The organism is Desulfallas sp. Bu1-1, assembly GCF_015594625.1.
GTDB lineage: Bacteria > Bacillota > Desulfotomaculia > Desulfotomaculales > Desulfallaceae > JADNRQ01.
Window position 1 is genome coordinate 398913 of record NZ_JADNRQ010000001.1, and the last position, 26372, is coordinate 425284.

Annotated in this window: 35 protein-coding genes, 1 pseudogene and 2 riboswitches; of the genes and pseudogenes, 24 read left to right on the top strand and 12 right to left on the bottom strand. The window is 48.8% G+C overall.

Annotated elements, in window-relative coordinates:
- Positions 1–66: 66 nt before the first annotated feature.
- The 5 genes from IT084_RS01790 (at position 67) to IT084_RS01810 (ending at position 2408) form a co-directional block, all read left to right on the top strand.
- Positions 67–411, top strand: coding sequence for a DNA replication protein (locus tag IT084_RS01790; RefSeq protein ID WP_195710539.1), 345 nt, complete (start codon positions 67–69; stop codon positions 409–411).
- Positions 412–583: 172 nt separating this feature from the next.
- A complete protein-coding gene (locus IT084_RS01795) occupies positions 584–943 on the top strand; it encodes a hypothetical protein (protein WP_195710541.1) in 360 nt (119 codons plus the stop codon).
- A 79-nt stretch (positions 944–1022) separates the two neighbouring features.
- Positions 1023–1661 (top strand): hypothetical protein, encoded by a 639-nt coding sequence (locus IT084_RS01800; protein ID WP_195710542.1) that lies wholly within the window; start codon positions 1023–1025, stop codon positions 1659–1661.
- 16 nt (positions 1662–1677) lie between these two features.
- On the top strand, positions 1678–2064 hold the full coding sequence (locus IT084_RS01805) for a hypothetical protein (protein ID WP_195710543.1): 387 nt from the start codon (positions 1678–1680) through the stop codon (positions 2062–2064).
- On the top strand, positions 2064–2408 hold the full coding sequence (locus tag IT084_RS01810; protein ID WP_195710544.1) for a RusA family crossover junction endodeoxyribonuclease: 345 nt from the start codon (positions 2064–2066) through the stop codon (positions 2406–2408). The genes IT084_RS01805 and IT084_RS01810 overlap by 1 nt, the downstream gene beginning before the upstream one ends.
- Before the next feature lie 16 nt (positions 2409–2424).
- On the opposite strand, the gene IT084_RS01815 is transcribed toward IT084_RS01810, so the two are convergent.
- Positions 2425–2592: a hypothetical protein gene (locus tag IT084_RS01815; protein WP_195710545.1), complete on the bottom strand. Its 168-nt coding sequence runs from the start codon at positions 2590–2592 to the stop codon at positions 2425–2427.
- Between the two features lie 70 nt (positions 2593–2662).
- Here IT084_RS01815 and IT084_RS01820 point away from each other — a divergent pair, with 70 nt between their 5' ends.
- The 3 genes from IT084_RS01820 to IT084_RS01830 all read left to right on the top strand — a co-directional run bounded on the left by IT084_RS01820 (position 2663) and on the right by IT084_RS01830 (position 4124).
- Positions 2663–2917, top strand: a complete 255-nt coding sequence (locus IT084_RS01820; RefSeq protein WP_195710546.1) for a hypothetical protein — start codon at positions 2663–2665, stop codon at positions 2915–2917.
- 570 nt (positions 2918–3487) lie between these two features.
- The gene (locus IT084_RS01825) at positions 3488–3790 is read left to right on the top strand and encodes a nucleotidyltransferase family protein (protein WP_195710547.1); all 303 of its coding nucleotides are present in this window, start codon (positions 3488–3490) and stop codon (positions 3788–3790) included.
- On the top strand, positions 3774–4124 hold the full coding sequence (locus IT084_RS01830; protein ID WP_195710548.1) for a DUF86 domain-containing protein: 351 nt from the start codon (positions 3774–3776) through the stop codon (positions 4122–4124). The genes IT084_RS01825 and IT084_RS01830 overlap by 17 nt, the downstream gene beginning before the upstream one ends.
- A 74-nt stretch (positions 4125–4198) precedes the next feature.
- Here the strand turns inward: IT084_RS01830 and IT084_RS01835 are convergent, their stop codons facing one another.
- The 3 genes from IT084_RS01835 to IT084_RS18470 form a co-directional block, all read right to left on the bottom strand.
- A complete protein-coding gene (locus IT084_RS01835; RefSeq protein WP_195710550.1) occupies positions 4199–4552 on the bottom strand; it encodes a hypothetical protein in 354 nt (117 codons plus the stop codon).
- 161 nt (positions 4553–4713) lie between these two features.
- Positions 4714–5088, bottom strand: coding sequence for a hypothetical protein (locus IT084_RS01840; RefSeq protein WP_195710552.1), 375 nt, complete (start codon positions 5086–5088; stop codon positions 4714–4716).
- 106 nt (positions 5089–5194) lie between these two features.
- Entirely contained in the window at positions 5195–5329 is a 135-nt protein-coding gene (locus IT084_RS18470; protein WP_279327790.1) for a hypothetical protein, read from the bottom strand.
- Positions 5330–5531: 202 nt separating this feature from the next.
- Here IT084_RS18470 and IT084_RS18475 point away from each other — a divergent pair, with 202 nt between their 5' ends.
- A complete protein-coding gene (locus tag IT084_RS18475) occupies positions 5532–5657 on the top strand; it encodes a hypothetical protein (RefSeq protein ID WP_279327791.1) in 126 nt (41 codons plus the stop codon).
- A 287-nt stretch (positions 5658–5944) separates the two neighbouring features.
- Here IT084_RS18475 and IT084_RS01845 read toward each other — a convergent pair whose 3' ends face one another.
- From IT084_RS01845 to IT084_RS01860, 4 genes are all read right to left on the bottom strand, one after another.
- Positions 5945–6232: a MoaD/ThiS family protein gene (locus IT084_RS01845; RefSeq protein WP_195710554.1), complete on the bottom strand. Its 288-nt coding sequence runs from the start codon at positions 6230–6232 to the stop codon at positions 5945–5947.
- Positions 6233–8104 carry an aldehyde ferredoxin oxidoreductase family protein gene (locus IT084_RS01850; RefSeq protein ID WP_195710556.1) on the bottom strand — a complete coding sequence of 624 codons (1872 nt, stop codon included), beginning with the start codon at positions 8102–8104 and terminating at the stop codon, positions 6233–6235.
- The gene (locus IT084_RS01855; protein ID WP_195710558.1) at positions 8097–8384 is read right to left on the bottom strand and encodes a hypothetical protein; all 288 of its coding nucleotides are present in this window, start codon (positions 8382–8384) and stop codon (positions 8097–8099) included. The genes IT084_RS01850 and IT084_RS01855 overlap by 8 nt, the downstream gene beginning before the upstream one ends.
- Before the next feature lie 139 nt (positions 8385–8523).
- A riboswitch (cobalamin riboswitch) is annotated at positions 8524–8710 on the bottom strand.
- A gap of 89 nt (positions 8711–8799) precedes the next feature.
- Positions 8800–10011, bottom strand: a complete 1212-nt coding sequence (locus tag IT084_RS01860) for an NADP-dependent isocitrate dehydrogenase (protein WP_195710560.1) — start codon at positions 10009–10011, stop codon at positions 8800–8802.
- 229 nt (positions 10012–10240) lie between these two features.
- Between IT084_RS01860 and IT084_RS01865 the strand changes: the two genes are divergently transcribed.
- The 3 genes from IT084_RS01865 to IT084_RS01875 all read left to right on the top strand — a co-directional run bounded on the left by IT084_RS01865 (position 10241) and on the right by IT084_RS01875 (position 11475).
- Positions 10241–10687 carry a PAS domain S-box protein gene (locus IT084_RS01865; RefSeq protein ID WP_195710562.1) on the top strand — a complete coding sequence of 149 codons (447 nt, stop codon included), beginning with the start codon at positions 10241–10243 and terminating at the stop codon, positions 10685–10687.
- Positions 10688–10879: 192 nt separating this feature from the next.
- Positions 10880–11128 (top strand): toxin-antitoxin system protein, encoded by a 249-nt coding sequence (locus IT084_RS01870; RefSeq protein ID WP_195710564.1) that lies wholly within the window; start codon positions 10880–10882, stop codon positions 11126–11128.
- On the top strand, positions 11128–11475 hold the full coding sequence (locus IT084_RS01875) for a type II toxin-antitoxin system PemK/MazF family toxin (protein WP_195710565.1): 348 nt from the start codon (positions 11128–11130) through the stop codon (positions 11473–11475). Before IT084_RS01870 ends, IT084_RS01875 begins: the two co-directional genes overlap by 1 nt.
- A 290-nt stretch (positions 11476–11765) precedes the next feature.
- Here IT084_RS01875 and IT084_RS01880 read toward each other — a convergent pair whose 3' ends face one another.
- The 3 genes from IT084_RS01880 to IT084_RS01890 are packed head-to-tail and all read right to left on the bottom strand — an operon-like array spanning position 11766 to position 13610.
- The gene (locus IT084_RS01880; RefSeq protein ID WP_195710566.1) at positions 11766–12611 is read right to left on the bottom strand and encodes a CBS domain-containing protein; all 846 of its coding nucleotides are present in this window, start codon (positions 12609–12611) and stop codon (positions 11766–11768) included.
- Positions 12612–12971: a hypothetical protein gene (locus IT084_RS01885; RefSeq protein WP_195710567.1), complete on the bottom strand. Its 360-nt coding sequence runs from the start codon at positions 12969–12971 to the stop codon at positions 12612–12614.
- A gap of 27 nt (positions 12972–12998) precedes the next feature.
- The gene (locus IT084_RS01890) at positions 12999–13610 is read right to left on the bottom strand and encodes an HD-GYP domain-containing protein (protein WP_195710568.1); all 612 of its coding nucleotides are present in this window, start codon (positions 13608–13610) and stop codon (positions 12999–13001) included.
- A gap of 77 nt (positions 13611–13687) precedes the next feature.
- A riboswitch (cyclic di-GMP riboswitch) is annotated at positions 13688–13780 on the bottom strand.
- A 128-nt stretch (positions 13781–13908) separates the two neighbouring features.
- Here IT084_RS01890 and IT084_RS01895 point away from each other — a divergent pair.
- The 3 genes from IT084_RS01895 to IT084_RS01905 all read left to right on the top strand — a co-directional run bounded on the left by IT084_RS01895 (position 13909) and on the right by IT084_RS01905 (position 18049).
- Positions 13909–14229, top strand: coding sequence for a helix-turn-helix domain-containing protein (locus tag IT084_RS01895; RefSeq protein WP_195710569.1), 321 nt, complete (start codon positions 13909–13911; stop codon positions 14227–14229).
- A 282-nt stretch (positions 14230–14511) separates the two neighbouring features.
- A complete protein-coding gene (recQ, locus tag IT084_RS01900; RefSeq protein ID WP_195710570.1) occupies positions 14512–16743 on the top strand; it encodes a DNA helicase RecQ in 2232 nt (743 codons plus the stop codon).
- Positions 16744–16825: 82 nt separating this feature from the next.
- Positions 16826–18049 carry a nitrogen regulation protein NR(II) gene (locus IT084_RS01905; protein WP_195710571.1) on the top strand — a complete coding sequence of 408 codons (1224 nt, stop codon included), beginning with the start codon at positions 16826–16828 and terminating at the stop codon, positions 18047–18049.
- On the opposite strand, the gene IT084_RS01910 is transcribed toward IT084_RS01905, so the two are convergent.
- The gene (locus tag IT084_RS01910; protein WP_195710573.1) at positions 17982–18395 is read right to left on the bottom strand and encodes an ARMT1-like domain-containing protein; all 414 of its coding nucleotides are present in this window, start codon (positions 18393–18395) and stop codon (positions 17982–17984) included. The genes IT084_RS01905 and IT084_RS01910 overlap by 68 nt on opposite strands.
- 1020 nt (positions 18396–19415) lie before the next feature.
- Here IT084_RS01910 and IT084_RS01915 point away from each other — a divergent pair.
- The 9 genes and pseudogenes from IT084_RS01915 to IT084_RS01955 form a co-directional block, all read left to right on the top strand.
- Positions 19416–19601, top strand: a pseudogene (locus IT084_RS01915) (adenine deaminase C-terminal domain-containing protein); the annotation flags it as partial.
- Between the two features lie 91 nt (positions 19602–19692).
- Positions 19693–20874 (top strand): Xaa-Pro peptidase family protein, encoded by a 1182-nt coding sequence (locus IT084_RS01920; protein ID WP_195710574.1) that lies wholly within the window; start codon positions 19693–19695, stop codon positions 20872–20874.
- A 282-nt stretch (positions 20875–21156) separates the two neighbouring features.
- Positions 21157–21924 (top strand): electron transfer flavoprotein subunit beta/FixA family protein, encoded by a 768-nt coding sequence (locus tag IT084_RS01925; RefSeq protein WP_195710575.1) that lies wholly within the window; start codon positions 21157–21159, stop codon positions 21922–21924.
- Between the two features lie 27 nt (positions 21925–21951).
- Complete coding sequence (locus IT084_RS01930) at positions 21952–22926, top strand: electron transfer flavoprotein subunit alpha/FixB family protein (protein ID WP_195710576.1); 975 nt, start codon at positions 21952–21954, stop codon at positions 22924–22926.
- Positions 22927–23072: 146 nt separating this feature from the next.
- Positions 23073–23249, top strand: coding sequence for a hypothetical protein (locus IT084_RS01935; protein ID WP_195710577.1), 177 nt, complete (start codon positions 23073–23075; stop codon positions 23247–23249).
- 48 nt (positions 23250–23297) lie between these two features.
- Entirely contained in the window at positions 23298–23537 is a 240-nt protein-coding gene (locus tag IT084_RS01940; protein WP_195710578.1) for a hypothetical protein, read from the top strand.
- Between the two features lie 57 nt (positions 23538–23594).
- Positions 23595–24422 (top strand): YkgJ family cysteine cluster protein, encoded by an 828-nt coding sequence (locus IT084_RS01945; RefSeq protein WP_195710579.1) that lies wholly within the window; start codon positions 23595–23597, stop codon positions 24420–24422.
- Positions 24423–24895: 473 nt separating this feature from the next.
- A complete protein-coding gene (locus IT084_RS01950; RefSeq protein WP_195710580.1) occupies positions 24896–25159 on the top strand; it encodes a hypothetical protein in 264 nt (87 codons plus the stop codon).
- Between the two features lie 4 nt (positions 25160–25163).
- Positions 25164–26270, top strand: coding sequence for a sulfite exporter TauE/SafE family protein (locus IT084_RS01955; RefSeq protein ID WP_195710581.1), 1107 nt, complete (start codon positions 25164–25166; stop codon positions 26268–26270).
- Positions 26271–26372 lie beyond the last annotated feature (102 nt).

Below are 26372 nucleotides of genomic sequence, written 5' to 3' on the forward strand. Positions count from 1 at the left end.
CGGCTGTAAGTCGCCCGCCCCGCTCTCCAATGCGGGGCACAAACCTCCCGGAAGGAGTGGGAAAAAGTGGAAGGATTAACTGAAAGGGAACACCTGGTGCTGGGGCTGATCCCCGCCGGCCACCGCAAAGCCATCCGCAGGCATAAGCTGGCCTGTCTTGCCGGCCTGGGCGAGCGGGACGTCCGGGAGATCATCTACGACCTGGTGGTCCACCGGGGCGTCCCCATCGGCAGCAGCACCGAACCGGGCGCCGGCGGCTACTTCATCATCCAGAACGAGGACGACCTGGAGGTGGCCACCAGGCACCTGGTGCCCCGGGCGCGGGCCATCTTCCGCCGGGCCCGGGCGCTGGAAAAGATAGCGCAGCGCCGGTTCAACCGGCGGCTTGAGTTGGTACCCGGGGATGAGTGAGCGGCGCCGCGGGCGCGGCGCCCGCCGGCCACGCGGGGTGGCCGCCGCAGGTGCGGGCGGCGGGCATCGGGCGGCGGTATGGTTTGCAGGGCTGTGCAGACAGAAAACCCAAATGCAACAGCGCACCTCCCTTCAGCAGTAGCGGCGGGTGCCTACAAGGCAAGGTGGTGTAATGATGAAACCACGGGTGCGGCTTTCAAAACATAGTGCACCTGACAGGGCCGGGCGGATCCATGTCAAGGTCCGGGAAATACAGGTACAAAAAGTCCCTGCCGGGCCGGGTCCGGCTGAACGGGAGCACGCCCGGGCCCGGGAAACACCTGCAGAAAACGTACCGGCCAAACTCGGGCCGGCCGAGGATATGCTGGTACCCGGCCAAACAGCCGGCCCGGGCGGCGGGCGGGCTGATCGCCCGGGTGCAGGCGTGGCTGAGGGCGAAGACAGGCCCCTGACCCTGGCGCTGGGATACTTTATCCTGGCGGCCGCCGGCGTTTACGTAGCAATCTCTGTAATTAAATCCCTGTTGTTTTAATGCCTGTAACACAGCTGGGCCGGCCGCTGTTTACCTGCCGGCCCCGGTTATAGCGCGCTTGTTAAATTGAGGTGTCATCATGAATTATCTACGTAGAAGACTGGAGACTCAAATGAAGAGCAGTAGCGGAACCACGCCGGCTGAAGCGGCGGGCCGGGCTATCGAAGTGACAACGGGTCAAAAAAACAGCCCCGCTGATGCCCCGCCGGCCCAAGCGGCGGGCCGGAACGGCGGGGCGGCGGCCGCCGGAGCACCAAACGGAATGCAAAGCGTAGCCGACGTCCTGCCCGCCGCCGTGCGGGCGGACAGGTTGGTGTGCAGGCGTTGCGGCCGCGAGGTGACCTTTGCCCCCGGGCAGTGGCGCAAAACCTGCGGCCGGTGCGGCCTGGTCATCACCATTACGGGGCTTACGGTAATGGAGCGGCGGCAAGGGGAACGGGAACCGGACTGCTTTCTCTGCGGCGACCGGGGACTGGTGTTTTACCAGGAACAGCGGGGCGGGCTGGTGTACGACTTTGTGGCCCGCTGCACCTGCCGGGCCGGGCAGGAGCGGGGCGAGAGAGGGCTACCGCGGGTGGACCAGGTGGACAATATCTGCAGCCTGGATTACCTGGCCATGAAGAACCGCCGGGAGTGGGAAAAGCGTACCGGCAGGCGGGCCGGGATCACTTTGCTCACGGAGGCAGAGGAAATACCGGCCAAAGAAATACCGTTTTAATTCCGGGAGTGATACCGTGGGGTACCTGGTTAAAGTGGACATCCAGACCGGCCGGGTGCTGGAAAACAACCTGCGGGAATTCTGGGGCAGGCAGCCGTGCGGCGCGGAACAGGAGGAAGCGGGGCGCCGGACGACATGCCGCCGCCTTCCGGAACCGGCCGCCGCCCCCCAAGCCCGGACCGGCACCCCGCAAGACGAGGCTCTCCGGGTGCGGGTGCGGCAGTTCACCGCCCGGCGCCGGCGCAAACATAAAAACGCCTGGAGCGAAGCCGAGCTTTACCGGCTGGCCGTGCTCATGGGCCTGCAGAAACAAAACTACAGGCAGGCGGCGGCCCGGCTGGCCAGGACGCCGCGGGCCTGCCAGTTTATGTTCAAAAAATTGAAAGACGCGGGGGTGATATAATGGTTTCCTTTACCATCCCGGGCCGGCCGGTGCCCAAGCAACGGCCGAGGATGGGCAAAAAAGGAAATATCTACACGCCGAAAAAATGCCGGGACTACGAAAGCGCGGTCGGCTGGACGGCCAGGCAGGTGTTCAAAAACCCCTACGACGGCCCGGTAAGCCTGCAGGTGCGGATCTACCTGGCCGAAGCCGGGGGCGACCTGGACAACTACGTCAAGAGCATCCAGGACGGGTTAAACGGCATCGCCTGGCGGGACGACCGGCAGATCACCCGGCTGAAGGCTAGCAAAACCGTCCGCCCCGGCGAAACCGAGCGGGCGGAAGTGGTGATCCAAAAGTTGTGATCCGTTTCCAACCATTTCACTTGGCTAGCTCCTTTAACGCCGGTTTATATCTTTCAATAATTTCTTCGGCAACTCTTAGCTGTTTGTTTTTTTCTAATCGTTTTTTTAAAGCTTCCAGAATACTTTCGAGCTCATCAGGGGACAAGCTGGCAAGTTGTTTTATAAGGTTATCATTTGTTGCCAAGTCTTACACCTCCTATTTTTGTGATGCAATTCTATCAAACCAGGTCTGCCGGGCCAGGGAAGCGCAGCAGGTGCATGACCTGCTGGCCAGCGCCGGCGAAATCCACGCTCATGTAGCATTGCAGCACATGACCGAATTTGGCAGGCGAAATTACCTGGAACTACTAAGTAAGCGGGAAGCCAGACTTAAAGGTAATGGACAAGTAATTGAATTGTACCAGTTTGCGCCCGTTGACGAAAACGACCCCAACGAAGTTAGCGCGGACCGGGAGATCGACAGGATAGCCCGGGAATGGGCCAGGGAAACAAAGGGCAAAGACAAATAACCCCCTCGCAGGGGTATTTTTTTGTCCCGCTCCCGGTATCCGGTCGTAGCCGGCCTGGTAGTGCCGGTACCACCACCCAGGTTTCGGGGGCAGTGGCCGGGGCATTGCCCTAACATAACTGGCCCGCTTTGCCACCACCTGGAACCGCACGAAGGGCACGGGGTCGGTGCCCGGCGCAAGTGTTATCTACCGAGCGCCTTGGTCAAGCTTGGCTTGGCAATTCGGTGCCCGGTTTTCTCTAGTGCTGATGTCAAGGTTATCTTTGACCCGCACTGTTTACTTTTTATTTTGGAAGCGGGTCTTTATGTTCAATATTCTTCCGCAACCCGGCGGAAGGTTAACCATCATTGCATCATTAAAAATAACATGATGCCAAATATATCGTTAGTCCCCTAGACATTTATTATGTTTACAATTTATTGCCAATGAATAAAGTATAAGATAAAATACAAAAAAGAATCTTAAAATATTCTGGATATGTCCATATAAAAACCTGGTTTTTGGCAAAAGGAATTTTCCCAAATAGAATAAACGCAAAAAATGAGATCAAGTCTAAAAGGTGATTTAATAATGTATAACGAAAATGCAATACTTACGAAAATCGAAACAAATATGACGAGAATTAAAAGCTTTGGGGTAAAAAAAATAGGGTTGTTTGGGTCATTTGCTCGGGGAGAGCAAACCAATACAAGTGACATAGATATACTGGTGGAATTTTATCAAGACCAGAAAACGTTCGATAACTACATGGATTTAAAATTCTATCTTGAAGATTTATTTGGCCGTAAAGTGGACTTGGTTATAGCTGAAACAATAAAGCCGGATTTAAAGCCTAACATTACAAGGAGTGTACGGTATGCCCAGGGATTATAAGGCATATCTTAGCGATATTATTGACTCGATTAATAAAATTGAGCGTTATACAAATAACATGTCGTTTCAAGACTTTTTGCAAAATGAACTAGTCCAGGATGGTGTAGTAAGAAATCTAGAAATTATCGGTGAGGCTGTTAAGAAAATTCCCGACAATATCAAAAGGCGGAAGCCTGATATTGAATGGAAAAAGATAGCAGGTCTTAGAGATATTTTAATTCATGATTATTTCGGAGTGGACGTGGTTATTGTTTGGGATATTATTAAGAATAAAATCCCGGTACTAAAGAAGAATATCCTAGCTCTTTATACCATTATAAGTCAAAGTGATTAATACAAAATTAGTTAAAAAACTGGCCCCACTGCAATCATAAATTCGCCGTTGAGTTGCAGGGGCCAGATTAGGTATTATTGGGAGGAATAAAATTCCTTCAAAACTTTCTTATTAGCTGTGGATTTAAACCGGTACGCCCCGCCTCCACCAGTCGTATGCACAGACACCGCAAGGTTAACTTCGATTGTGTCTGTTTTTATTATAACTTTTTTAACAAACTGTTCGATGACTTGTTTGACCACAAGCGGGTTATCACTATGTAGTGCCTGTTTGTAGCTATTTAAGATTTCCATTATCTTTTCCAATGATATAATTTGTTCTTGTTGCTTAATATGCCACTCTTGGTAGAGGCTCTCCAGGGTGGCTTTTTTATTTTCCAAGGTTTTTAGTTTATCGGTTAAGGCCCGTATAAATAATCCGTAAGTCACCAACCCGGTACCTGAACTTCTGACTAAAGCCCCGCAATGGCTTTATATTTGGTCCGCTTATTGGGTTCGCGGAAATGGCCTCAATTGCAGTCGCAATGCGTTTTTGAGTGGCCCGATCAACGCGTTTAAGATAGCTCCGGGGCTGGGTTAATAGCTGCACTTTATAGGTGGTCGAGTTCTCGCTTAAATTCATCCCAGCTAACGCCTTCCTCTTGCCCTCCACTTAAGGCCGTTCTTTCGCTTTCAGGCCAGTCCAGGTAAATGTAGTCGCGACAGATGGGGCAAATGAATTCGTCATGCCAGACAGTCTCCAATGGCGCATTGGGATCATCTAATAAATCTGCAAGCACAAGAACGGTGCCGCATTTTGGACATGTGGGATCAATATAAAAAGGTTTGTTATGCGGTCGCGGCATGGCGGGGCTTTCTGGTTGTACGCTTTTTACCAGCCTTTCCAGGTACCTTTTAACTCTTGCCACGCTTTGTTCCGGAATCCTGTCAATTAATCTGTGGAGTTCTTCTTTGGGTATGCTCATTAAAAATTACCCCTTCCCCTTTTCTCGTTTTTTCTTTTCCCGCTCCCACTTTACCTTCAAATAGGTAAGGATATCCTCTTTATCCTCCTCGTTCAAAGGGGCGCCGTCAAAATAAATGTTGGCGGACTACTCTTAGCTGTTTGTTTTTTTCCAAGCGTTTTTTTAAAGCCTCCAGAATATTTTCGAGTTCATCAGGGGACAGGCTGGCAAGTTGTTCGACAAGGTTATCATTGGTAGTCAAGTATTACACCTCCCTTTTTGTGATGCAATTCTATAATAAGTTTACCAAAAAATAAAGCTGGCAAGACTTCAGCTGCATAAAAGATTTGTAAAGCATGGCCAAATTTTTCATAATACAAAGGAACAATTTGCCGTAAAGTGGATTTGGTTATAGCTGAATAAAAAAGCCGAATTTAAAGCCCACAATACAGGGAGTGTACGGTATGCCCAGGGAATATAAGGCATATCTTAGCGATATCCTTGACTCGATTAATAAAATTGAGCTTTGCACAAATAACATGTCGTTTCAGGACTTTTTGCATAATGAACTGGTCCAGATGGTGTGGTAAGAAACCTGGAAATTATCGGTGAAGCAAAAAAAATTCCCTTAAATAAAAAAAGGTGGAAGCCTATGTTCATGACTTAAGGATTTTAATGTGGTTTTTGTTAAGCAATAGCAAAATGTACCATAAAGCAGCGGTATCTGATGCAGGTACCGCTGCTTTGCTTTGCCCGGCGTATCTGCCGCAATGTTCAGGTTGATGTCATTTCTACAAGATGTTTTGATTCAAATCCAGATGATTAATACAAAGTTACCTTCCATAGGTGAAAATGGCATTTCCGGAGAAAACGTCACTTAACCGCCTACAAGTAATGGCGTTGTTAATACCACCACATCCCCTTCCTTAAGGTTTAAGTGATAATCATCATCTTTAATTCTGTGCCCGTTAATAAAGACCCAAATAATATTTTTTTCGCCCTTAAGTAAAGAAGAAATATTTTTTTTCATTTGTCCACCATATTTTTCAGAAATAAACTGCAATAATGTATAGACGTTATGCTGGCCCTCAAAAATTATTTCTTCCTCCCTGCAATAGCCCGCCGCCATACACATGACGGTATAGTACTTGACAACTATCTTCATTTAATGCAACCCCAGCTCCAAAAGCTTTTCCTTTGTAGGAACGCCGGATTGGTCCCAACCACGTAATGTGTAGTATTCGTCAAGCATTTGATTAAACTTTTCAAGATTTAATATTTCACCTTTTGCCGGCCCGTTGCTGATGGGTTCAAACATCCTGGCGGGCGGCAGATCATCACGCCTGCGAATACCCTCACGCACTATAAACATGCGCTCCAGATTCCAGATCCGTTCACCGATTAATTCCAATTCCGGCACCTCCAGGTCCCAGCCGGTTGCCGCAGCCAACAAATCGCGGAAATGAACAGGAAGGAGGGGCTTTAAGGCAATGCCTTCCAATTTGCAAATTCCCAGGGAGTCCACCACGCAGTGCCAGTTCTCATGCCAGCGCATCAAGTGTGGTTTGGTGGCGTATTCCAGCCAGTAATTGGGGGTGACTTCTATTCCCAGCTGTTCTTTGATATCCTTTGCATAAATTTCCGGTCCCACTTCATACATGGGCAACCCTTTCAGGTGGTCACCGCCCCGGGGCGAAACTGCAAAAGATAGGGCCATTCCTTTGGTTCCGCGCACATCTACTGCCGGGTAATCCATACCCTTGCTGTGCACCACCAATTCCGTACCACCTATTTTTCGGGCTGCCCGCAGGGCCCCCTCGGCAAGTAAATTACCAAAACCTTGACGCCGGGCTATCTTTTCTACCAGCTCAACAATAATTTCATGGTCACCCCAGTGCAGGGCGCCCAACCCTGTGTCCTTGTCCGTGATTATTCCCCTCTGGTAGCATTCCATTGCCCAGGCAATAACATTACCCGTGGAAATTGTGTCCAGACCCAATCTATTGCATAACGTATTCGCATGTAAGATGCTTTCCAAATTACTGTTGCCGCACTTTGAGCCCAGAGCTGAAATTGATTCATACTCGGGTCCTTCACCCGCAGTTCCGGCGAACCGCCCGTCTGTTACCCTGTAATACCTGCTGCAGCTTACCGGGCAGTTGAAACAGCCCTTATGTTTCACTACATACTTTTCAAGCAATATTTCCCCCCGTAGTTTTTCCCCATCTTCAAACCAGGACTGCTGAAAGTTACGGGTCGGCAGAAAACCAAGCATTTGGGCCAGGCCGGTTATGGCGGTGGTACCAAAGGTTGAAGCCACTTCATAAAGCGGGTCGTTGCGGATGGCCTCCACGGCCTGTGCAACTGCCTCACGAAATTGGCCCGGCCGCGCGACGCTGACTCCCATATTACCCCTAACAGCCACAGCCTTTAATTTTTTACTGCCCATGACAGCCCCGGGACCGGTACGTGCCGCCGCCCTGGCCAGATTGCAAATAATTGCGGCAAAACGGACTTTGTTTTCACCCGCCGGACCAATACAGGCCACTTGTACGGTGTTATCCCCAAGCTCTTTCTTAATGGCCGCATCGGTTTCCCAGGTATCTTTACCCCACAGGTGCCGGGCATCACGGATCTCTACCCGGTCATTATCTATCCAGATATAGACAGGTTGTTCAGCTTGCCCTGTAATAACAATATGGTCATAACCAGCCATTTTTAATTCAGGGCCCCAGTGACCACCGCAGTTGGAATCACCAAATATGCCCGTGAGCGGGGATTTGGCGGTTACCGTAAAACGGCCGGAGCAAGGTGCGAGGGTACCACCCAGCGGTCCCACGCCGAAAATAAGCGGTGCGGCCGGGTCAAAAGGGTCCATACCACGGGGCGCCAGGTCATAAAGCAACCTGGCGTTAATGCCCGATTGTCCCAGGTAACCGTACGCAAGCTTTGGTGATAAAGTCTCTATTTTGCAGGACTTATTCTTTAAATCCACCCATAAAATTTTTCCTGCCCATCCGTTCCAATGCTTACTCATTTTCAAACCCCCCTGCCATTTCCAGCGCGCCAAACAAACAACTTCCCACGCATGCCGGTATTCCCGTATTTTTTTGTTCCCGGAGCTCTTTACCACAAAAATTGTCTAAACACTGCTGGTTGAGCACCGGGTAATCCTTCCCCTCATCCTCCAGCTTCCAGATGCGAATGCCGGCAAGACGTGGATTCATGAGGCCCTGGTCCGTCCAGGAGCAGGCCATTTCGCAGCGCCTGCATCCTCGACACTTTTCCGGGTGAGTAACAATGCGGTTTTGCAACATTACACAAACCCTCCTTGCGCAGGTTTTATTGTTTTTTCCATTGAGTTTTTGAGCATCAAAACCCAATAAAAAAACCGGCCCACAAGGGCCGGACTTTACCATCATCCGAACGCCTGAAAAACACCCGTTTCCTCGCAGGCGTTTTTCATGGTTTGCGGGCAGGTCTCCTGGCTTCCGGATCATCATTGCACTTGAGCCTTCCCCCTTTAAAGGAGTGGCATACTTTCAAGGCTTTTCCCCGGTTACAGTGGCGGGACCGCTCAGGTTTTGCACCTGTATTCCCTATTCTCCCTTTTTTCAAGGGCACCCCAAACCGAAAAAAGATATAATCATTCATTAATCATATATTTAACACTATATGGTTAAAATCCTTCTATCCTATCCTATGAAAATAAGAAAAATTTGAGATTATATGTTACCGGGTACCATGCTCCAGGCGAGCATTGATTTCCTCCAAAAACTCCCCGGTGTTTACTACTTTTTTATCTCCCTTTGCAAGTAATGCCAAATCCTTGGTCATTATACCAGCCTCGATGGTATCTATGGCGGCTTGTTCCAGTTTATCACTAAACTGAACCAATTCATTGATGCCGTCCAATTCGCCTCTTTTTCTTAATGCACTTGTCCATGCAAATAAAGTGGCGACGGGGTTGGTTGATGTTTCTTGACCTTTAAGATATTGATAATAATGTCTGGTCACTGTCCCGTGTGCAGCTTCATATTCGTAGTATCCCTCAGGTGAAACTAAAACTGATTTCATCATTGCCAGGCTGCCAAAAGCGGCAGCTATCATATCAGACATTACGTCACCGTCATAGTTTTTACATGCCCAAATAAAGCCGCCTGAGCTGCGGATTACTCTGGCTACGGCATCATCAATCAATGTATAAAAATATTCGATACCGGCGGCTGAAAACTTATCATGATATTCTTTTTCATAAATTTCCTGGAAAATATCTTTAAAGGTATGGTGGTATTTCTTGGAAATAGTATCTTTGGTGGCAAACCACAGGTCCTGCCTTTGATCCAGTGCATAGTTGAAACATGCCCTTGCAAAACTCTCAATGGATTTATTCAGGTTATACATTCCCATAATAATGCCGGAACCATCAAAATCATGGATCACTTCTTTGGTTACATGGCCATCTTGATCTGTAAAGATTAATTCCGCCTTTCCTTTAGTGTTAATCTTCATTTCCACACCTTTATATATATCACCATAAGCATGCCGGGCAATTGTAATGGGCTTGTCCCATGTTTTTACAAAGGGTTTGATGTTTTTTACAATAATCGGTGTACGAAAAACTGTTCCGTCCAAAATTGCTCTAATTGTTCCGTTGGGGCTTTTCCACATCTGTTTTAAATTATATTCTTTTACCCGCTGGGCATTTGGGGTAATAGTGGCGCACTTAACAGCCACACCATATTTTTTGGTGGCTTCTGCAGCTTGGATAGTTATCTGGTCATTTGTTTCATCCCTTTTTTTGAGGCCCAGGTCGTAATACTCTGTTTTTAAATCTATGTAAGGCGTTAAAAGGATGTCTTTGATTTGTTGCCATATAACTCTGGTCATTTCGTCGCCATCCATCTCCACCAGTGGAACTTTCATTTGAATTTTTTCCGCCATAAAAGGTCTTCCCTTCCTAATCTTATTTCATTTAATACATTACAACACATTATACAACATCTTGGAATTCAGATATAGAGGGTTTTTTTGCTTAGTTGAGTTCGTATAATTGTGTAAAATCGGTTTCCTGAAAAAATAGTGGGAGCCATTTACAAATTCCTCTAGAATAGAAGCTTGAGAAAAATCTTGGGGAAAAATAGTATAATATTATCATAGGGTTATTGGGAAAGTGGAATTTAAGCAGATGGAAGAAAAGGTTTATAAAGAAATACTTATGAAATCTCCCTTTGGCTATGCTTGTCACAAGGTGCTGTACGGGAGGCAGGGAGAGCCGGAAGACTATATCTTTCTGGAAGTTAATCCCGCCTTTGAAGAAATGACCGGGTTAAAAAGCGAAGCTATCCTCGGGAAAAGGGTGACGGAAGTGCTGCCCGGCATCAGGGCGGGCGGCTTTGACTGGGTGGCCTTTTACGGCAAGGTGGCCCTAACCGGCGAAAGGCAGGAGTACAGCCAGTATGCAGAACAGCCGCAAGCACCAATTATCAAAGGTGTGGGGAGAGTATCTTGGCTACGAAGCAAAGTCTTCCGGGCGAAACTGTGTCCGGTTTACAGGTGCATGTATATAGATTCAAGTGTTAGTAACCCCGGGTTATGCCGGGGTTTTTGCATAGGTTGAAAACTTCCCGGTCAAATGCAGTTTTAATTATTATTATTCAGTACATTAAGGAGACGGGGGAGTTTCCGAAATAAATGTGGTAAGAAATAAGTGTCAAACCTTTTGTATTTGGTGCCGCCAAGTCTCTTGACACAAATGTATACAAAATTGTATACTTATTTGTAACAAACTGAATGCTGGGGGTCTTTAAGGGTGTCTACTACAGTCAGAATTAGTCAATCTTCCTGGAAAGCGCTTAAATTAATCGCTACACAAGCAGGTGAGCCAATGCAGGCAGTCCTTGATAAAGCTATTGAAGCATACCGGAGGCAGTATTTTTTACAAAAAGCAAATGATGCATATGCAGCCTTAAGGAAAAATGCTGAAGCCTGGCAAGAAGAAGTTAAGGAGCGTGAAGCATGGGACATCACCCTGGGGGATGGGCTGAGGAGAGATGATTAATGACTGAAAAACAGCCCTCCCGTGGTGAAATTTGGTTTGTTGATCTTAACCCTGCCCGTGGACATGAACAAGCGGGTAAAAGGCCTGCCCTTGTTGTTTCAGTAGATTTATTTAATAGCGGCCCGGCAGGACTTATAGTTGTCCTGCCTGTAACGACTAAAGATAAAGGGATACCTTTTCATGTAGAAATTTACCCGCCGGAGGGTGGCTTAAAAGAAAAAAGTTTTATTAAGTGTGAGGATATAAGATCTATTTCGAAAGAGAGGCTTTTATCACGGATAGGTATAGTTTCTTTAGTAACCATGGAAGCAGTTGAAGATAGGATTCGTATATTGCTGAACCTTTAAATGGTGCCAGTGGAGAACCATATTCATTCAAGGAGCGGTCTCGTGGTTTCGAATCTACTTTCTCCGCCAAATGCCTTATAAATCAAGGGGTTACTGAACATTTTTGCGCCAAAAACGGACCGCAGCCGGCGGTAGCCGCCGGTTGGCCGCCGGAATAGGTGAAAATTGAGTGCTATTAACCCCCGGTTTTAACACCGGCTGCCAGTCTTTTCATTGGGCATGGCATTTATAAAGATATAGCAATTTCATCGGCTTATATCATAATGGCGAGGATTTCCGGGGTGTTATCATTAGGCAATAATATATTTTTGATTTAATATTTTTGCTTTGGTAGATGCTAAACTGGCACTATTGATAAGGCTTTCGACAACTTCATGCTGATTGATACAGTTGTCAGCATGGTTCTTATGACTGCCGCAAATTCCCGCTGAAACGGTAACGGGCACCCCGGCTTTGAGCGTATTATCTGTGATCAAATCTATAATTTTTTCGGCCAGATGCTTGGCATCGTTAATTTTGTCAAGGGTAACAACCACAAATTCGTCACCGCCGTATCTACAGGCAAAGTCATGCTTATTGTCTATGTTCTCGCGCAATATCCTGGAAATTTCTTTTAAGCATCTATCCCCATAAATATGTCCTAATTCTTTATTAATTTTACCGAAATCATTTACATCAAATAAAATTACAGAAATTTCATTACCTTCAGAGAGCAGTTTTTTTGCAACTTGATATATATAAGCTGAATTATATATACCAGTTAATGGATCATACATTTGACCTATGTTTTTCATTATTTGAGATTTGGTAATTATCCCTACGATTTTTCCGTTTTCTATTACCGGCAACCGTTCGATTTTGTGTTTTTCCATTGTTTCGGCCGCGTCCAAAATTATATCATTTGGCGTGCAACAAATAACTTTTTTAGTCATTGCATCGGCCACAATTCGATTGGGATGATTAAGGCGTATATCCCTTGATGTAATAATACCTACAAGTCTATCATCTTCGATAACCGGTAACCCGCCTAATTGATTATCACGCATATACTCCGCAGCCTGAAAAACACTTTTTTCAGGATCGATTGTTAATACGGGGATTGTCATTAAATCTTTAACTTTAAGCAGGTTGGACATTTACACATCAACTTCTTTGTATATAGAAATTGTTATTTCTAATTTAGCTTTAACCAGGGACTTGTCACTTGTTAACTTTATGCCTTCCTCAAGTATAGTATTAACTAAAGTGTCTCGTGATATCCAATTGAATAGCGAGCTTTTAACAGCCATGGCTTCGATCTGATCGTTTTCCACCGGAATAATCTCGTATTGCCCGGGAGCCAGAGCGTTAACCATTCTGCGCACGGCCTCAGGTCCTATGGCGGCCCGTTTACCAATTAACAGTACATCTTGCATGGGGGGGAGATCAAAGTCAGAAAAATGTATTTGTACGTTAGCCTTTCTATTGACAATTTTTTTGTCTTTTTCTGTGTTCATGTAAAAACCTCTTTCCAAAGGTAGGTTTTAGCCGAATTTATTGATTAGTTGCCCCATGAATTTATTAATTGATGTATGGTATGGTCTTTTTGCCAGTTCCAGAATGCATAATTCAAATTTTTCTACTAATTCCGGGGAAAATTGAGTACCTTTATTATTATTCAACTCTTTAAGGGCGTCTGTAAGGGTTTTGGGTTTTTGGTAAGGGCGGGAACTGGTCATGGCATCAAACGCATCTGCAATCGTAACAATGCTCGCCAGTTCAGGAATTTCTTGCCCACACAGGCCTTCATAACCTTTTCCGTCCCAACGTTCATGGTGGTAAAGAATAATTGGAAGGATTTCCTGGCTTTCCTTAAATTGGTCAAGCATTTTAGCACCCCAAACAGTATGTTGTTTTACTATTGAAAATTCATAATCTGATAACTTGCCGGGTTTGTTTAAAATATTCTCATCGATGCAGCTTTTTCCTATATCATGGAGCAAAGCTCCTACAGTAAGCGTTTTTAATTGTTCGTAAGTGCAACCGATATACTCGGCCAGTCTTACAGCTAAATAACATACGTTGCAGGAATGGCGGCGTAAATCATGGGGAAATCCGGCAATAATTGTTTTTACGAAGTTCAGGTCAAATTGCAATTAATATGTCCCTCCAAATAAACCAAAGGCATATCTACCGTGAAAGGAGGGGGATAATAAAGAATAAAAAACTGTTTCCCCGCAGCTTGGCAGTCATAGCCCAGATACACCGGGCTTTAGACCCATAGCTTTGCGCCCTACTCTTTCGATGTAGTTTGCCTTTGTGAAACAGGTTATTATTTAAATATCCTCAAATATTATACAACCATCAATCGACATATTTCAATAAAAATAAACTGTAAGTATACATAATGGCTGTCTATAAAATAAAAACAGTACATTGAGGTACTTTGTTACAATGAAAGGTTTTGTTGGAGAAAATATAAAACATTACAGAATCCAGCGGGGCCTGTCACAAAAAGAAGCAGCACTTCTGGCTGGTATTACGCCATCGTATTGGGGCTATTTAGAAAGAAGTCAAAAAAACCCTTCAATAAATCTTATTGAAAAAGTTGCGGATGTTCTTGGCATAGATGCTTATTTATTATTTATTGGCTCGCCGGATAATAAATTGCCTGCGGGCTTATTGCAATTACTATATACAATTAAAAACATGGAGCCCAAACATCTGGAATTTATTACAACAGTTTTGAAAGCATATGTACAAATCCATAAATAAATGGTTGCTGCTGGAACTACGGGACCGGGATCAGCTGCCGCTGCGTTTTACAAGTTGTTCGGAACGGCCGGCTGCGGGAATAATTTTGTTAACCTATTAATAATAAAATGTTAAAATAGATAATAATAAACATAAGTTTAGCATGCCAGTCGTTATGCTTGGAACAGACTGGAAAGAAATTTTGCCGTGCTGCGACATTGTGAACTGCTCAGGGGAACCAAAGAAGGAAACACCGTTTATATTACCACTATGAATTAACTCCGGGGAATGGAAAAATAAACGATGTGGACGACAGTGCTGGAACAAGCCCGGAAATTGCTCAAAAAATATTACGGCTATCCTACTTTTCGGGCGGGTCAGGAGAAAATTATCAGCAGCATCTTAAGCGGGCGCGACACGCTTGGCATTATGCCCACGGGCGGCGGCAAGTCCATTTGTTACCAGATCCCGGCCCTGGTCCGCCCCGGTACCGCGCTGGTCGTTTCGCCGCTGATTTCGCTGATGAAGGACCAGGTTGACGCTTTGATCAACCTGGGCATACCCGCCACTTTCATCAACAGTTCGCTGGATCACCGGGAAGTCGCCGCCCGTATGCGCGGTGTGGCCCGTGGTACGTATAAACTGCTCTACATCGCGCCGGAACGGTTGGAAGCGGAAGCTTTCAGGGCATTTCTCAACCGCTTGCGTGTTTCCCTGCTGGCCGTGGACGAGGCCCATTGTGTTTCCCAGTGGGGGCACGATTTCCGGCCCAGCTACCTCGCCATTGCCGGTTTGATTGCCGGGTTCTCCGTTCGACCGCCGGTGGCCGCGTTTACCGCCACCGCCACCGGCGAAGTGAAGCGAGATATCATCCGGTGCTTGACGCTTCAAGATCCTTTTATCCACGTGAGTGGGTTCGACCGCCCCAATTTATTCTTTTCGGTGGTACGCGGCGAGAATAAAAAATTTTTTTTGCATCAATATTTAGCCCGGAATGAAGGGCGTTCCGGGATTATTTACGCGGCCACGCGCCGGGAAGTGGACAACCTTTACGAATTTCTGCTGGCCAAGGGATACGCCGCCGCCAAATACCACGCCGGGTTGAGCGATGACGCGCGTATCAGGGCCCAGGAAGCGTTTATCAACGATGATATTCAGGTCATGGTGGCTACCAACGCCTTCGGTATGGGCATCGACAAATCCAACGTACGGTTTGTAATTCACTACAACATGCCCAAGAACATGGAAGCCTATTACCAGGAGGCCGGCCGGGCCGGGCGTGACGGCGAGGCCGGAGAGTGTATCCTCCTTTTCAGCCCGCAAGACATTCAAATCCAAAAACTACTGATAGAGCAGAATGAATCCACCCCTGAACACAAAGCCGGCGAATACCGCAAGCTACAGTCTATGATCGATTACTGCCACACTGCCCGTTGTTTGCGCCGCTATATCCTCACCTATTTCGGCGAGGAAGATGTTCCCGGTAATTGCGGCAACTGCGGCAACTGCAGCGATGACGTCGAGCTTGTGGATATTACCGTCGAAGCGCAGAAAATTCTCTCCTGCTTGTGGCGCATGCGGGAACGCTACGGCATATCACTGGTGGCCGACGTTTTGAAAGGGGCGCGCAATAAAAAGGTGCTTGGGCCGGGATTCGACCGCCTGTCCACCTACGGGCTGCTCCGCGATTATTCGACGGAAGAAATCAAGGACATGATCAATATGTTGATCGCCGAAGGGTATATTACCATAACTGAAGGACGGTACCCGGTGCTTAAGCTCCGGGAAAAGGCTTACCCGGTGCTTAAGGGAGAAACCCGCGTCCACCGGAAAGTGCGCCGGGAAAAACAACCGCAGGCGGACAACGAACTTTTCGACCGGTTGCGCCGGTTGCGCAAGGAAATCGCTAGCCGGGAAGGCCTGCCGCCTTACATGATCTTTCCGGACAGCACACTGCGGGAGATGAGCGAGCGTTGTCCCACCGGTGAGCGGGCGTTGCGGCTAATCACCGGGGTGGGGGAAATTAAGCTCCGGCGTTATGGAGCAGCGTTTCTTGAGGAAATCCGGCGTCACCTGGCGGAAAACGAAACCCCGAACACGGGAATCGCCCGCGCCACGAACCAGAACGTCCGGGCAAGCGCTGTAAAGCGGGCGGCTTTAGATCAAAACACGGCGTCATCCCGGCCTGGCCACATTATTCCCACCCAAAGGGCTCGGGAACTGGCCCTGGCCATCGGTGAAACCGGCGAGAATATCGAATTGCTGCCCGGACTATTCAAACACCCGGATTACGAAGTGCGCAGGCGGGCCTGCTCGGCGGCGCGCAAAATAAAGGACGGTCGGATCGTCCGGCATATTGTGCCCTGCTTGTATGCGCCGGAACCCCAGGTCCGGCAGTACGCCTTGAAAGCCGTCCTGGAGAGCAAGTGCACCGGCGTTGTCGATCATGTGCGCAAGGTGCTGGAGCAGGAGGATAAGGATTACAATATTAAATTATGCCAACAGATTATGGATGCCTTTGGTGAAAAGGCTTAAAAAGTCACCGAAGGGCCGATATAATATTAAGGTTCTTTTAAGCGAGAATATTGAAAAAAATTATCATTCCCAAAAGGAGGAAATGAAAAAAAATAATCTAAATATTGCCATTAAAAAGATGGGAAAAGAAGGTGTTGAATTGATATCACCTATGGTCAAGCAAGCACTGCAATTATTCCCCCTGGAGATGGTGGCCTGCAACATCATTGACCCCGGATGTTCCAAGGCGGTTAAAAAAATCTCCGGAGATATTTTAGACCGGGAATCCCAACCGCTGTTAGTCCTGAACAGCGAGGGAGACACCGTCCTGGCCAACGCCGCCCTGCGCAAAATGGCCCGGGTGTTGTCCGGGGATGGTGAAATTAAGATATGTTTTAAGGAGCTGGACTTCAGGGATGAGCAGTTGGCCAAAATATTGGATTTCGGAATCCCGATCAGGGATTACCGGGATAATTTGGTGCTCAATGAAAACACTAATATTCCCGTTCGGGTTTCCGCCTACCCTATCTTTATTGGGCAGGATTTGCGGTTGGGGACGGTTTGTATCATCGATGATTTAACCATAGAGGCCGGTTATCAAGAGCTGCTGAAAAAACTTAAGGAGTTTGAGCATCAGCTGGATAGAAGTGGAAAGCTGTCCTCCATTGGTGAGCTGGCTGCCGGAACAGCCCACGAAATTCGCAACCCTTTAACCACTGTCCGGGGTTTCGTGCAAATCATTCAGCAAAAGATCAGGAAAAACGAAACCTCCGGAATTGATTCTTATGTCCAGCTAATTCTGGCGGAAATTGACAGGATCAATAAAATTCTTACCGATTTTTTAAACCTGGCCAAGCCCCAGGAGGCAAAAATGGAACCGGTAAATATTAACGAGTTGCTCAATGAAGTGATGTTCCTAATGGAAAACGAAGCCCTGCGCAAGGAAATTCACATCAATCAGATATTGGCGGAACAGGTTCCCCTTGTCACGGCGGATAAATACCAGTTGGCCCAGGTGTTTTTGAATATCATCAGCAACGCTTTTCAGGCGATGCCCGTTAAAAATGGCGTATTGACAATCAGGTCCAGCGTTTTGGACGACCAGTCCAAGGTAAACGTTGATTTTATTGACAACGGGGAAGGCATCCCGGAAGAACTGCTGAATAAAATATTCGACCCCTTTGTCAGCACAAAGGAAAACGGCACCGGCCTGGGTTTGGCTATCTCCCGCCGGATCATAAACGCCCACGGGGGTGAGATTAAAGTGACCAGCAGACCGGGAGAAGGAGCCATGTTTTCCGTTTTCCTGCCGGTCGGTGAAAAGTAAAAGACACTATAAGATAGTTCGACCCGGTGGTGATAACCCGGGCTATTTTGTCCATCCCCACCTGTACGGCGTCTTCCACTGTCGCGTCATTCAACACGGGCCCGCCTTTGACAATATAGGTGACCGTTTTCCCCATGCCGGATAGTTCTTCCACCAGTAACTTGTCAAAAACTATTTCTCCGGCATTATCTCCCACGATAACCACCTCATCCGCCTGTTCCAGCTTTTCAGTAAACCGGCTGTAATCGTTCCTGGAGAAACCGACGTCCTCATCAATGCCGGCGATGTTCATGCAGGTTACTGCCTGTTTAAGATAGCAATGAACGCAATCGATGGTGGCTCGCATAAAGCTCCTCCGTTTTTAATTATTCGGTATCAATAGTTTAACACGCAACAGGGCATTTCGTGCCGGGAAACCATGATTTTAACATAGTAGCACCTGCCGCCGGGTGGCTCAAGTAGAGCGTGAAATTGCCCCAAAAATAACCGGTGCAATGAAAGAATACAATATTCTTTTTGCGCCGGTATTGTAATTGCATTTTGTTATGATATTATTAATTGTAGTTATAGTATTAGGAGCAATGGCGTTCCTTGCATTCCCTAACGGGGGATGTGGGAACGCTTTGTTTTTTACCCGGCTTCAAAGATAATTTCGCTATGCTGTATACTTGGTTAAATTAACAACCCGGAGGCTGATTTATTTTTAAGAATAAATTGAAAGGATGATGGAAATGGGAGTGCCTGAACGGAAGATTAATCAAAAGGTTATTTTATTCACGGCAAAGAAAAGATTTAAACCTGTTGATTTCAAGGTATTTGATACAACGGAAAGCGAATTGCAAAGTGGCATGGCCATTTGCGCCATCTGCGGTTATGGCTCCAGCCCCGGAAGCAGGTGGTACCCTGTTATGTCAACAAGTTGTTGTCCCATTTGCGGGAGCAAAAATAAAAGAAATAGCAATATTGAAAAAAAATAAGGCAATCATACAAAAATGCCGTGCCGCCGGCAAAAAGACACATTAAAAAAATCTTATCGTGCATACCTGTAAGCCCGGCCGGGCTTTTTCTTTTTATGAGTGATTTTTTAAAGCTGGATTTTCGCTAGACTATTGCAAGCGAAATATGCAAGTAGTATAATATGTTTAAAGTCCATCCAAGTTTGCCCCGTATTAGGCGGGGTTTTCTTTTTTACCAGTTAATTGTATGAATTTCATATTCTACATCTGATTACTCCGAATAATGAAACCGAAAAGCACTAACATATATATCGAGGTGAATTTAGTAATGGTCCGTGAAAAGGGATTTGGTATTGCGCGCCCGGCCTTTAAGGACCGGGTGTTTTTGGTTTATAATTAAAATAGTAGCCGACATGGCCCTGGCCGGCAACACCCTGGCCGAGTCCGGCGGGGGCATGGTTGCAGTCAGGGATGGCAAGGTGCTGGCCCTCTTGCCCCTGCCCATTGCCGGCCTGATGTCCGGCCGGCCGGTGGAGGAGGTGGCCGGGCAGGTGCACAGTGTGCACAAGGCTTGGGAAGAACTGAGCTGTCACCTGGAACCGAAATCACGATTGGGAACAAAAAAATCCTGCATGACCCCGTAGGAATGCTTCAATGCCAGCAGGTTAAGAACCGGAGGGAATTAATTTGAAATATACTCCTGAAAGTGAACTGAAGCGGCGCGTTGCTGCGCTGCAAAAGCTGCTGCGGCGGGATGGCATTGACGGGGCGGTAATTATCCAAAACGCCGACTTGTTTTATTTTGCGGGTACGGTGCAGCAGTCCCATTTATTTATTCCCGCGGAAGGAAAGCCGGTATTGATGGTCAGGAAAAACTACCTCCGGGCCCGGGAAGAATCGGCGCTGGAGGAAGTAATCCCGCTCTCCGGTGTTAAAGCGCTGGTTGGAACGCTGGCGGGATACGGGTACAAAAACATGGGGGCCCTGGGCTTTGAACTTGACGTGCTGCCCGCCGCGCTATATTTGCGCTATAAGGAACTCTTCGCACCGGCCAAAATCGTGGATATCGGCGGTTTGATTCGCTCGGTCAGGGCGGTCAAGTCATCCTATGAAATAGATTTGCTCAAAGCCGCAGCCGGGCTAAACCATACCTTTTTCTCCCGGGTTCGGGATTTTTTGCGGGAAGGCATCGCGGAAGCCGAGCTGGCGGGGAAGTTGGAAGCGGTTTACCGTGGTGCGGGGCACCAGGGCTACATCAGGATGCGGGGCTTCAACCAGGAAATTTTCTACGGCCATCTCATGTCCGGTTCCAACCTGGCCGTTCCCAGCTTTTTCGACGGCCCCACCGGTGGGCCGGGGGTCAACCCTTCTTTTCCCCAGGGCGCGGGGTTTAAAAAAATAAATAGAAACGAGCCCGTTATGGTGGATTACGTGGGAGTTTTGGACGGTTACATGGTTGACCAGGCCAGAATTTTTTGTCTGGGCCGCCTGCCGGATAAGTTTGTCCGGGCTTACGAAACGGCAATTGCCATTCAGGAGGAAATAAAAAGAAGGGCCAGGCCCGGGGTGACGTGTTCGGATCTTTACCTGTACGCGGTGGACATCGCCGCTGAAGCGGGGTTGGCCGGGCATTTCATGGGCTATCCCGACCCCGCCCCGTTTATCGGGCACGGGCTGGGGATTGAACTGGACGAACTGCCGGTCCTGGCCCGCGGGTTCAAAACACCGCTGGAACGGGGCATGGTTTTCGCCATGGAGCCCAAATTTGTTTTCCCTGATGGCGCGGTGGGCATTGAAAATACATTTGTGGTGGGGGAAAACGGCCTGGAGGTCCTGACCCCGTTCGACGAAAATATTATTTATGTTTAATAATGCAACATTGCAGTGGGAATTTTATTTCAAAAATTAACGTCCGGCAAGCGTAATGCAAATTTGCAAGTAGTAATGTAAGTATGCATCGCGCTTTTATTTTTATTGCCGTGGTTAAATAAAAGAGGGTTCCGTTTTTTCTTGATATTCAATATTAGCCGGGTTGCCCCGGCAAAAATCGAAGTTCAACCCCGGTGGAATGATTTTTGCTTATACAAATAAGCGGTATGCGATCCTTTGGTTTTCCGGGGGATTAATTACAGTCAGCAAAGGAGGAAACTTATGAATATCGTAGTATGCCTGAAGCAGACCTTTGACACGGAAGCCAAAATTACCCTGGATGCCGGCGGCAAAATCGAACGCAAAGGGGTTAGCCTGATCATGAACCCCTATGACGAATTTGCCGTGGAAGAGGCCCTGCGTCTCAAGGAAAAAGACGGTGGGGAAGTAACAGTGATATCCGTTGGCGAAAGTTCGGCCCAGGACGCCTTGCGCCAGGCGCTGGCCATGGGGGCCGACAAGGCCATCCTGGTGGACCCGGGTGAAGCGGAACTGGACGAATATGCCACTGCGACAATACTGGCCAAAGCCATCAGCGGGCTGGAGTACGACATCATCCTCGGCGGTTTCAGGGCCATTGACGACGGTTCGGCCCAAGTCGCCGGCAGGGTGGCGGAAATTTTGAACGTGCCCGTGGTCAATGTGGTGACCAAGCTTGAAGTGGAAGGTGGCAAGGCGGTTGCCACCCGCGAGATAGAAGGCGGCAGCGAGCTGGTGGAAGTGGCCCTTCCGGCTGTTTTCACGGCGCAAAAGGGACTTAACGAGCCCCGTTACCCCTCCATGAAAGGAATTATGAAAGCAAAGAAAAAGCCGATGCAGAAAATGACCCTGGGAGATCTCGGCCTGGAAGGGCAGGTTGCGGCTAAGGTCAAGGCCCTGTCCTACTCCCTGCCCGAGCCCCGCAAGGCCGGTAAAATTATTCCCGGCGAGGCGGCGGAAGCAGCCAGGGAACTGGCCAAATTGCTGCGTGAAGAAGCCAAAGTGATCTAGTAATCTTGTTAAGGAGGGCAATAATACATGGCAAAAGGAATTTGGGTATTTGCCGAGCAGCGTGAAGGGCAAATTAAAAAAGTTACGTACGAACTGTTGAGTGAAGGTCGTAAAATTGCCGACCAGCTGGGTGAAGAACTTTGCGCGGTTCTGCTGGGCAAAGGAGTGGCCGGGCTGGCCTCCTCCCTGGGGGAATACGGCGCGGATAAAGTCTACGTGGCTGAAAGCGATGCTCTGGAAAACTATACCACCGACGGTTATACCAATGTCGTGGCGGACCTGGTTAAACAATACGAGCCCGGCGCACTCCTGTTGGGCTGCACGGTTACGGGGCGCGACCTTGCCGCTCAAGTGGCCCAGCGCCTGGAAACGGGCCTGATGACCGACTGCACGGGTATGGCTATTGAAGACGGGCAACTGGTGTTCACCCGCCCGATTTATGCCGGCAAGGCAATGGTCAAGGCCGCGTGTCCCGAGGCCCGGCCCGTGATGGCCACCATCCGTCCCAATACCTTCGCAGCCGTTCCCAACGCCAGGGAAGCCGAGATTATTACCGTTACTCCCAATACCGGCGATATCCGCCAGGTGATCAAGGACATCGTGCGCCAGATTTCCGAACGCCCGGAACTGACCGAAGCCGACATCATTGTCAGCGGCGGTCGCGGCATGAAGGGACCGGAGAACTTCAAGCTGCTGGAAGAGCTTGCCGACGTGCTCGGCGCCGCGGTGGGCGCATCCAGGGCTGCGGTGGATGCGGGATGGATACCGCACACTTACCAGGTGGGCCAAACCGGGAAAACGGTTTCGCCGGTGCTTTATATTGCCTGCGGTATTTCCGGCGCTATCCAGCACCTGGCCGGCATGAGTTCCTCCAAATGCATCGTCGCCATCAACAAGGATGAGGAAGCCAACATCTTCAAGGTGGCGGATTACGGCATCGTGGGCGACCTCTTCGAGGTTGTGCCCCTGCTCACCGAGGAACTGAAGAAGATGCTTGCTTAACCCGGCGGTAAAACATTAATTAACAGAAAGTGAAGCCGGCGTGTTGAAAAACATGCCGGCTTTATAATTTTAACCGTGGTGAGGTGTGGCCCAAAAGCAGGATTACGTAAGGTGAGCAGTAAATTTATCATTAAGGGGGGAGGGATATGACGCAAGGATACATTTTGGCGGCGATCAACCGGGAACAGCTTGAAGCCGCCCGGCGCATCGCCGCGGTTGAAAATTTGGTGGTTTTCGGGACCATGGACGGTCAAAAATTGAAGCAGGCCGCCACCGGCGCGCCGACCGGCGGCATGATGGTGTACTTTTACGAACCCGGGTGAGACTGGCCCCGTAAAGTGCTTGCCGTGGGCAAACTAACGGCGGTGTGGGTGGACTTGCCGGATGCCGGTGACGGGGAGTTCTTTAAAGGGGATTTTGGGGGTTTTTTCGGCGCCCCCTGGGAGCAGGTGATGGTGGGGGCGGAAAAACCATTCGACTATCACCGGTACTGGGACGGTTATTTTGCCGTTACGGCACTGGAAGACAGCCCGGGGTTGACCCTGGCCGATTTGCCCGTCAGCGTTTCCGGGCATACAAAACAACTTTATTATAATATCATCGTGGGCTGATTCAAATGATGTTTAATGCTGCCATATTATTCGGGATAATGGAGAGGAGTACTAATTATGGCGTTTGACTTTCAGCAGGGAATCCTGGACAAGCTGGAAAAAGGCACACTGGAAGAATTGGGCATGGATGACACTTTCACCTTTTCCTGCGGGCCGGAATGCATGGGCCGGTGCTGCAGGAATATCACCATCCTGCTGGACCCGTGGGACATAGAGGTGATGGCCCGGCACCTGGAACTGTCCGGGCAGGAATTTTTCAACCGTTACTGTCAAATGGAACTGGACCGGAACACGGGTTGGCCCGTGGTTTGGCTGGCCCACGCCAAAGAAGGCTCCTGCGCTTTTATGCTGCAGGACGGCAAATGTTCCATTTATCCCGCCAGGTCCAGGAACTGTCGCACTTATCCCCTGGGACGGGCGGTGCGTTATGTTCAGGACCGGGAAGGGCGGCGAATGGACGAGCGCATTTTCATGGTGGACCGGATGCAGTTTTGCCTGGGCCACAAGTCCGGCCGCTCCTGGACGGTGCGGGAATGGTTCGAGGACGCTGGTGCTATTACCTACTACCGCATGTCCGACCAGTATACGGAACTGGTTGATTACGCCGTCAGGGAATTGAACTGCCGGGAATGGATGAATCCCAAAGTTGTGCAAATGATCGTCCCGTTTTTATTTGCCCCGGACCTGCTCCGCTACAAGCTCGGCCCCGGCGTGGAAGAAATCGGGCACGAAGAATTTCACCTGCGCCGGATGAAGGCCGTTAAATTGATCCTGACCGACCTGGCTTCCGGCTTTGGCTACGGCCCTGCCGGGGAAGTAACCGAACGTGCCTTTGCCGGCAGCCTGATGGACCGGATGAAAGCGGTGCTGGTGGACGGCGCGTGAGGGATGCGATCGCTATAAATAAATCGAGCCAAATTCAACTCCCCTGGCGGGGGGTTTTCTTTTTTTGCCGGTGAAGTGATTACAAGTGCGCGCTGTAGACGTAATATTCACAATATTTAAACTTTAACATAGTTAGTTAAAAAAATAACTTTTTCACCCTGGGGTCGAAACGATACTCGCCTGAACTTATTCTTTTTGACTTGAAATCCGACAGAGATGCGGGAGAGGGGGGCTTGTTACAAGCTGCACATTCTCTTGTGCCCGGGCATGCTGTTGGTTATCAGGTCAGGGGTGACTAGTTTTCCAACACGCCAGGCGGGTTTTTTATTTCCCAAAGCCTTTAAAATCAAGGCTTGGCGTGTGTGGCCGGGTGGCACTCCCTTTGCACTTTAAATTACAAAAATGTTAAGGGGGTGTTAACCGCACACCTTGATATCGATTGAACACATTGAACAGGGAAGGGGGTTACATAAATGGGCCAAAAAAATAGTCAAAGCAAAAAAACGGCCATGTTACAAGCGCTGTTGTGTTTAATTGGTACCGCTGTTCTTTATTTTATTGTTTTCACCAACTCGGATCAGGTTACGAATATATTGAAAAGCAAAAGCTATTACGCCCCTTTGACATCGATTTCCATTGTACTGCTGGCTTCATTTTTATATGGGACAGCGGTGTCTAATATACTCAAACACACGCTGCAGGAAAGGTTGAAGTCCCAGGAGTTGAGAGAGGAGTGATCGAATGGCGGGAGCAGTGGAAATTCCGGCTGCCGCGGAAGCAATAAAATTTATCGCCATGACCCCGAAAACCGCCCTTTCCCTTTTTGGCATCGGTCTGGTGGGAGGCGTGTTGAGCGGCTTTTTGGGCAGCGGGGGGGCGTTTATCATGACTCCGGCCATGATGAGCATGGGCATACCCGGCATCATGGCGGTGGCTGCCAATATTACCCATAAATTCGGCAAGGCCATCATGGGGGCCAAGAAACACAGCGAGTTCGGCAACGTGGATATGCGCATGGGGCTGGTCATGTTCGTCGCCCTGTTTGCGGGCGTCAAGGTGGCCGTTTCCATGAACAAGGGCGTGCTGGAAAAAATGGGAGCGGCGGGTTCCAACCTGTATATCAGCGTTATGTTCGTGGCCATTTTAACCTGGGTGTCCTGGTTTATGTACCGGGATATCAAAAGACAGCGCAATGGGGCGGCGGAAAATGCATCCGGCAAGGGGTCGACCCTGACGGAGAAAATCAGGAACATCAACTTGCCGCCCATGGTGCACTTCAAGGTGGCCGGCGTCAGGGCATCGCTCTGGCTGGCGCTGCTGGTGGGCTTTGCCACCGGTTTCCTCGCCGGCACCATCGGGGTGGGTGGTTTTATCGGCGTCCCGGCCATGATTTACCTGCTGGGCATTCCCACTTACGTGGCCGCCGGCACCGAGTTGTTCCTGGCCATCTTTTCCGGCGCACAGGGTGCGTTTCTCTACGCGCTGAACGGGTATGTGGATATTCGCATAACCCTGTTCCTGTATCTCGGTTCGTTAATCGGCGTCAACCTGGGCGCAATCGGCACCCGGGTGGTGCGGGGCTCGCAGATCAAGCTGGTAATGGTGTCCATCATCGTCATGGTGGCGCTGAGCAGGGCGGCCATGGTGCCCGTGTACTTGAGCGATATGGGCAGGATAGCCATGTCGCACAGTATGCATGACATGGTAACCCTTCTAAGCAACATCTTCCTCTACGGCAGCGGCCTGGTGGGGGTGGGACTGATTATGATGTGGATACTCCAGGCCTACCGCCGGGCGGAAAAGCAGGAGAAAAGCGAGGTCGGGGTCAGTTCCCAAGCCGCAAGGTAAATAAATAATTTAAATCTGCAGCGCCGGTGAGTAATCGCCGGTGCCTGTTTTTTATCGTCGCTTTACGTATTTAAATAATATATTTATAATAAAATTAAGTAA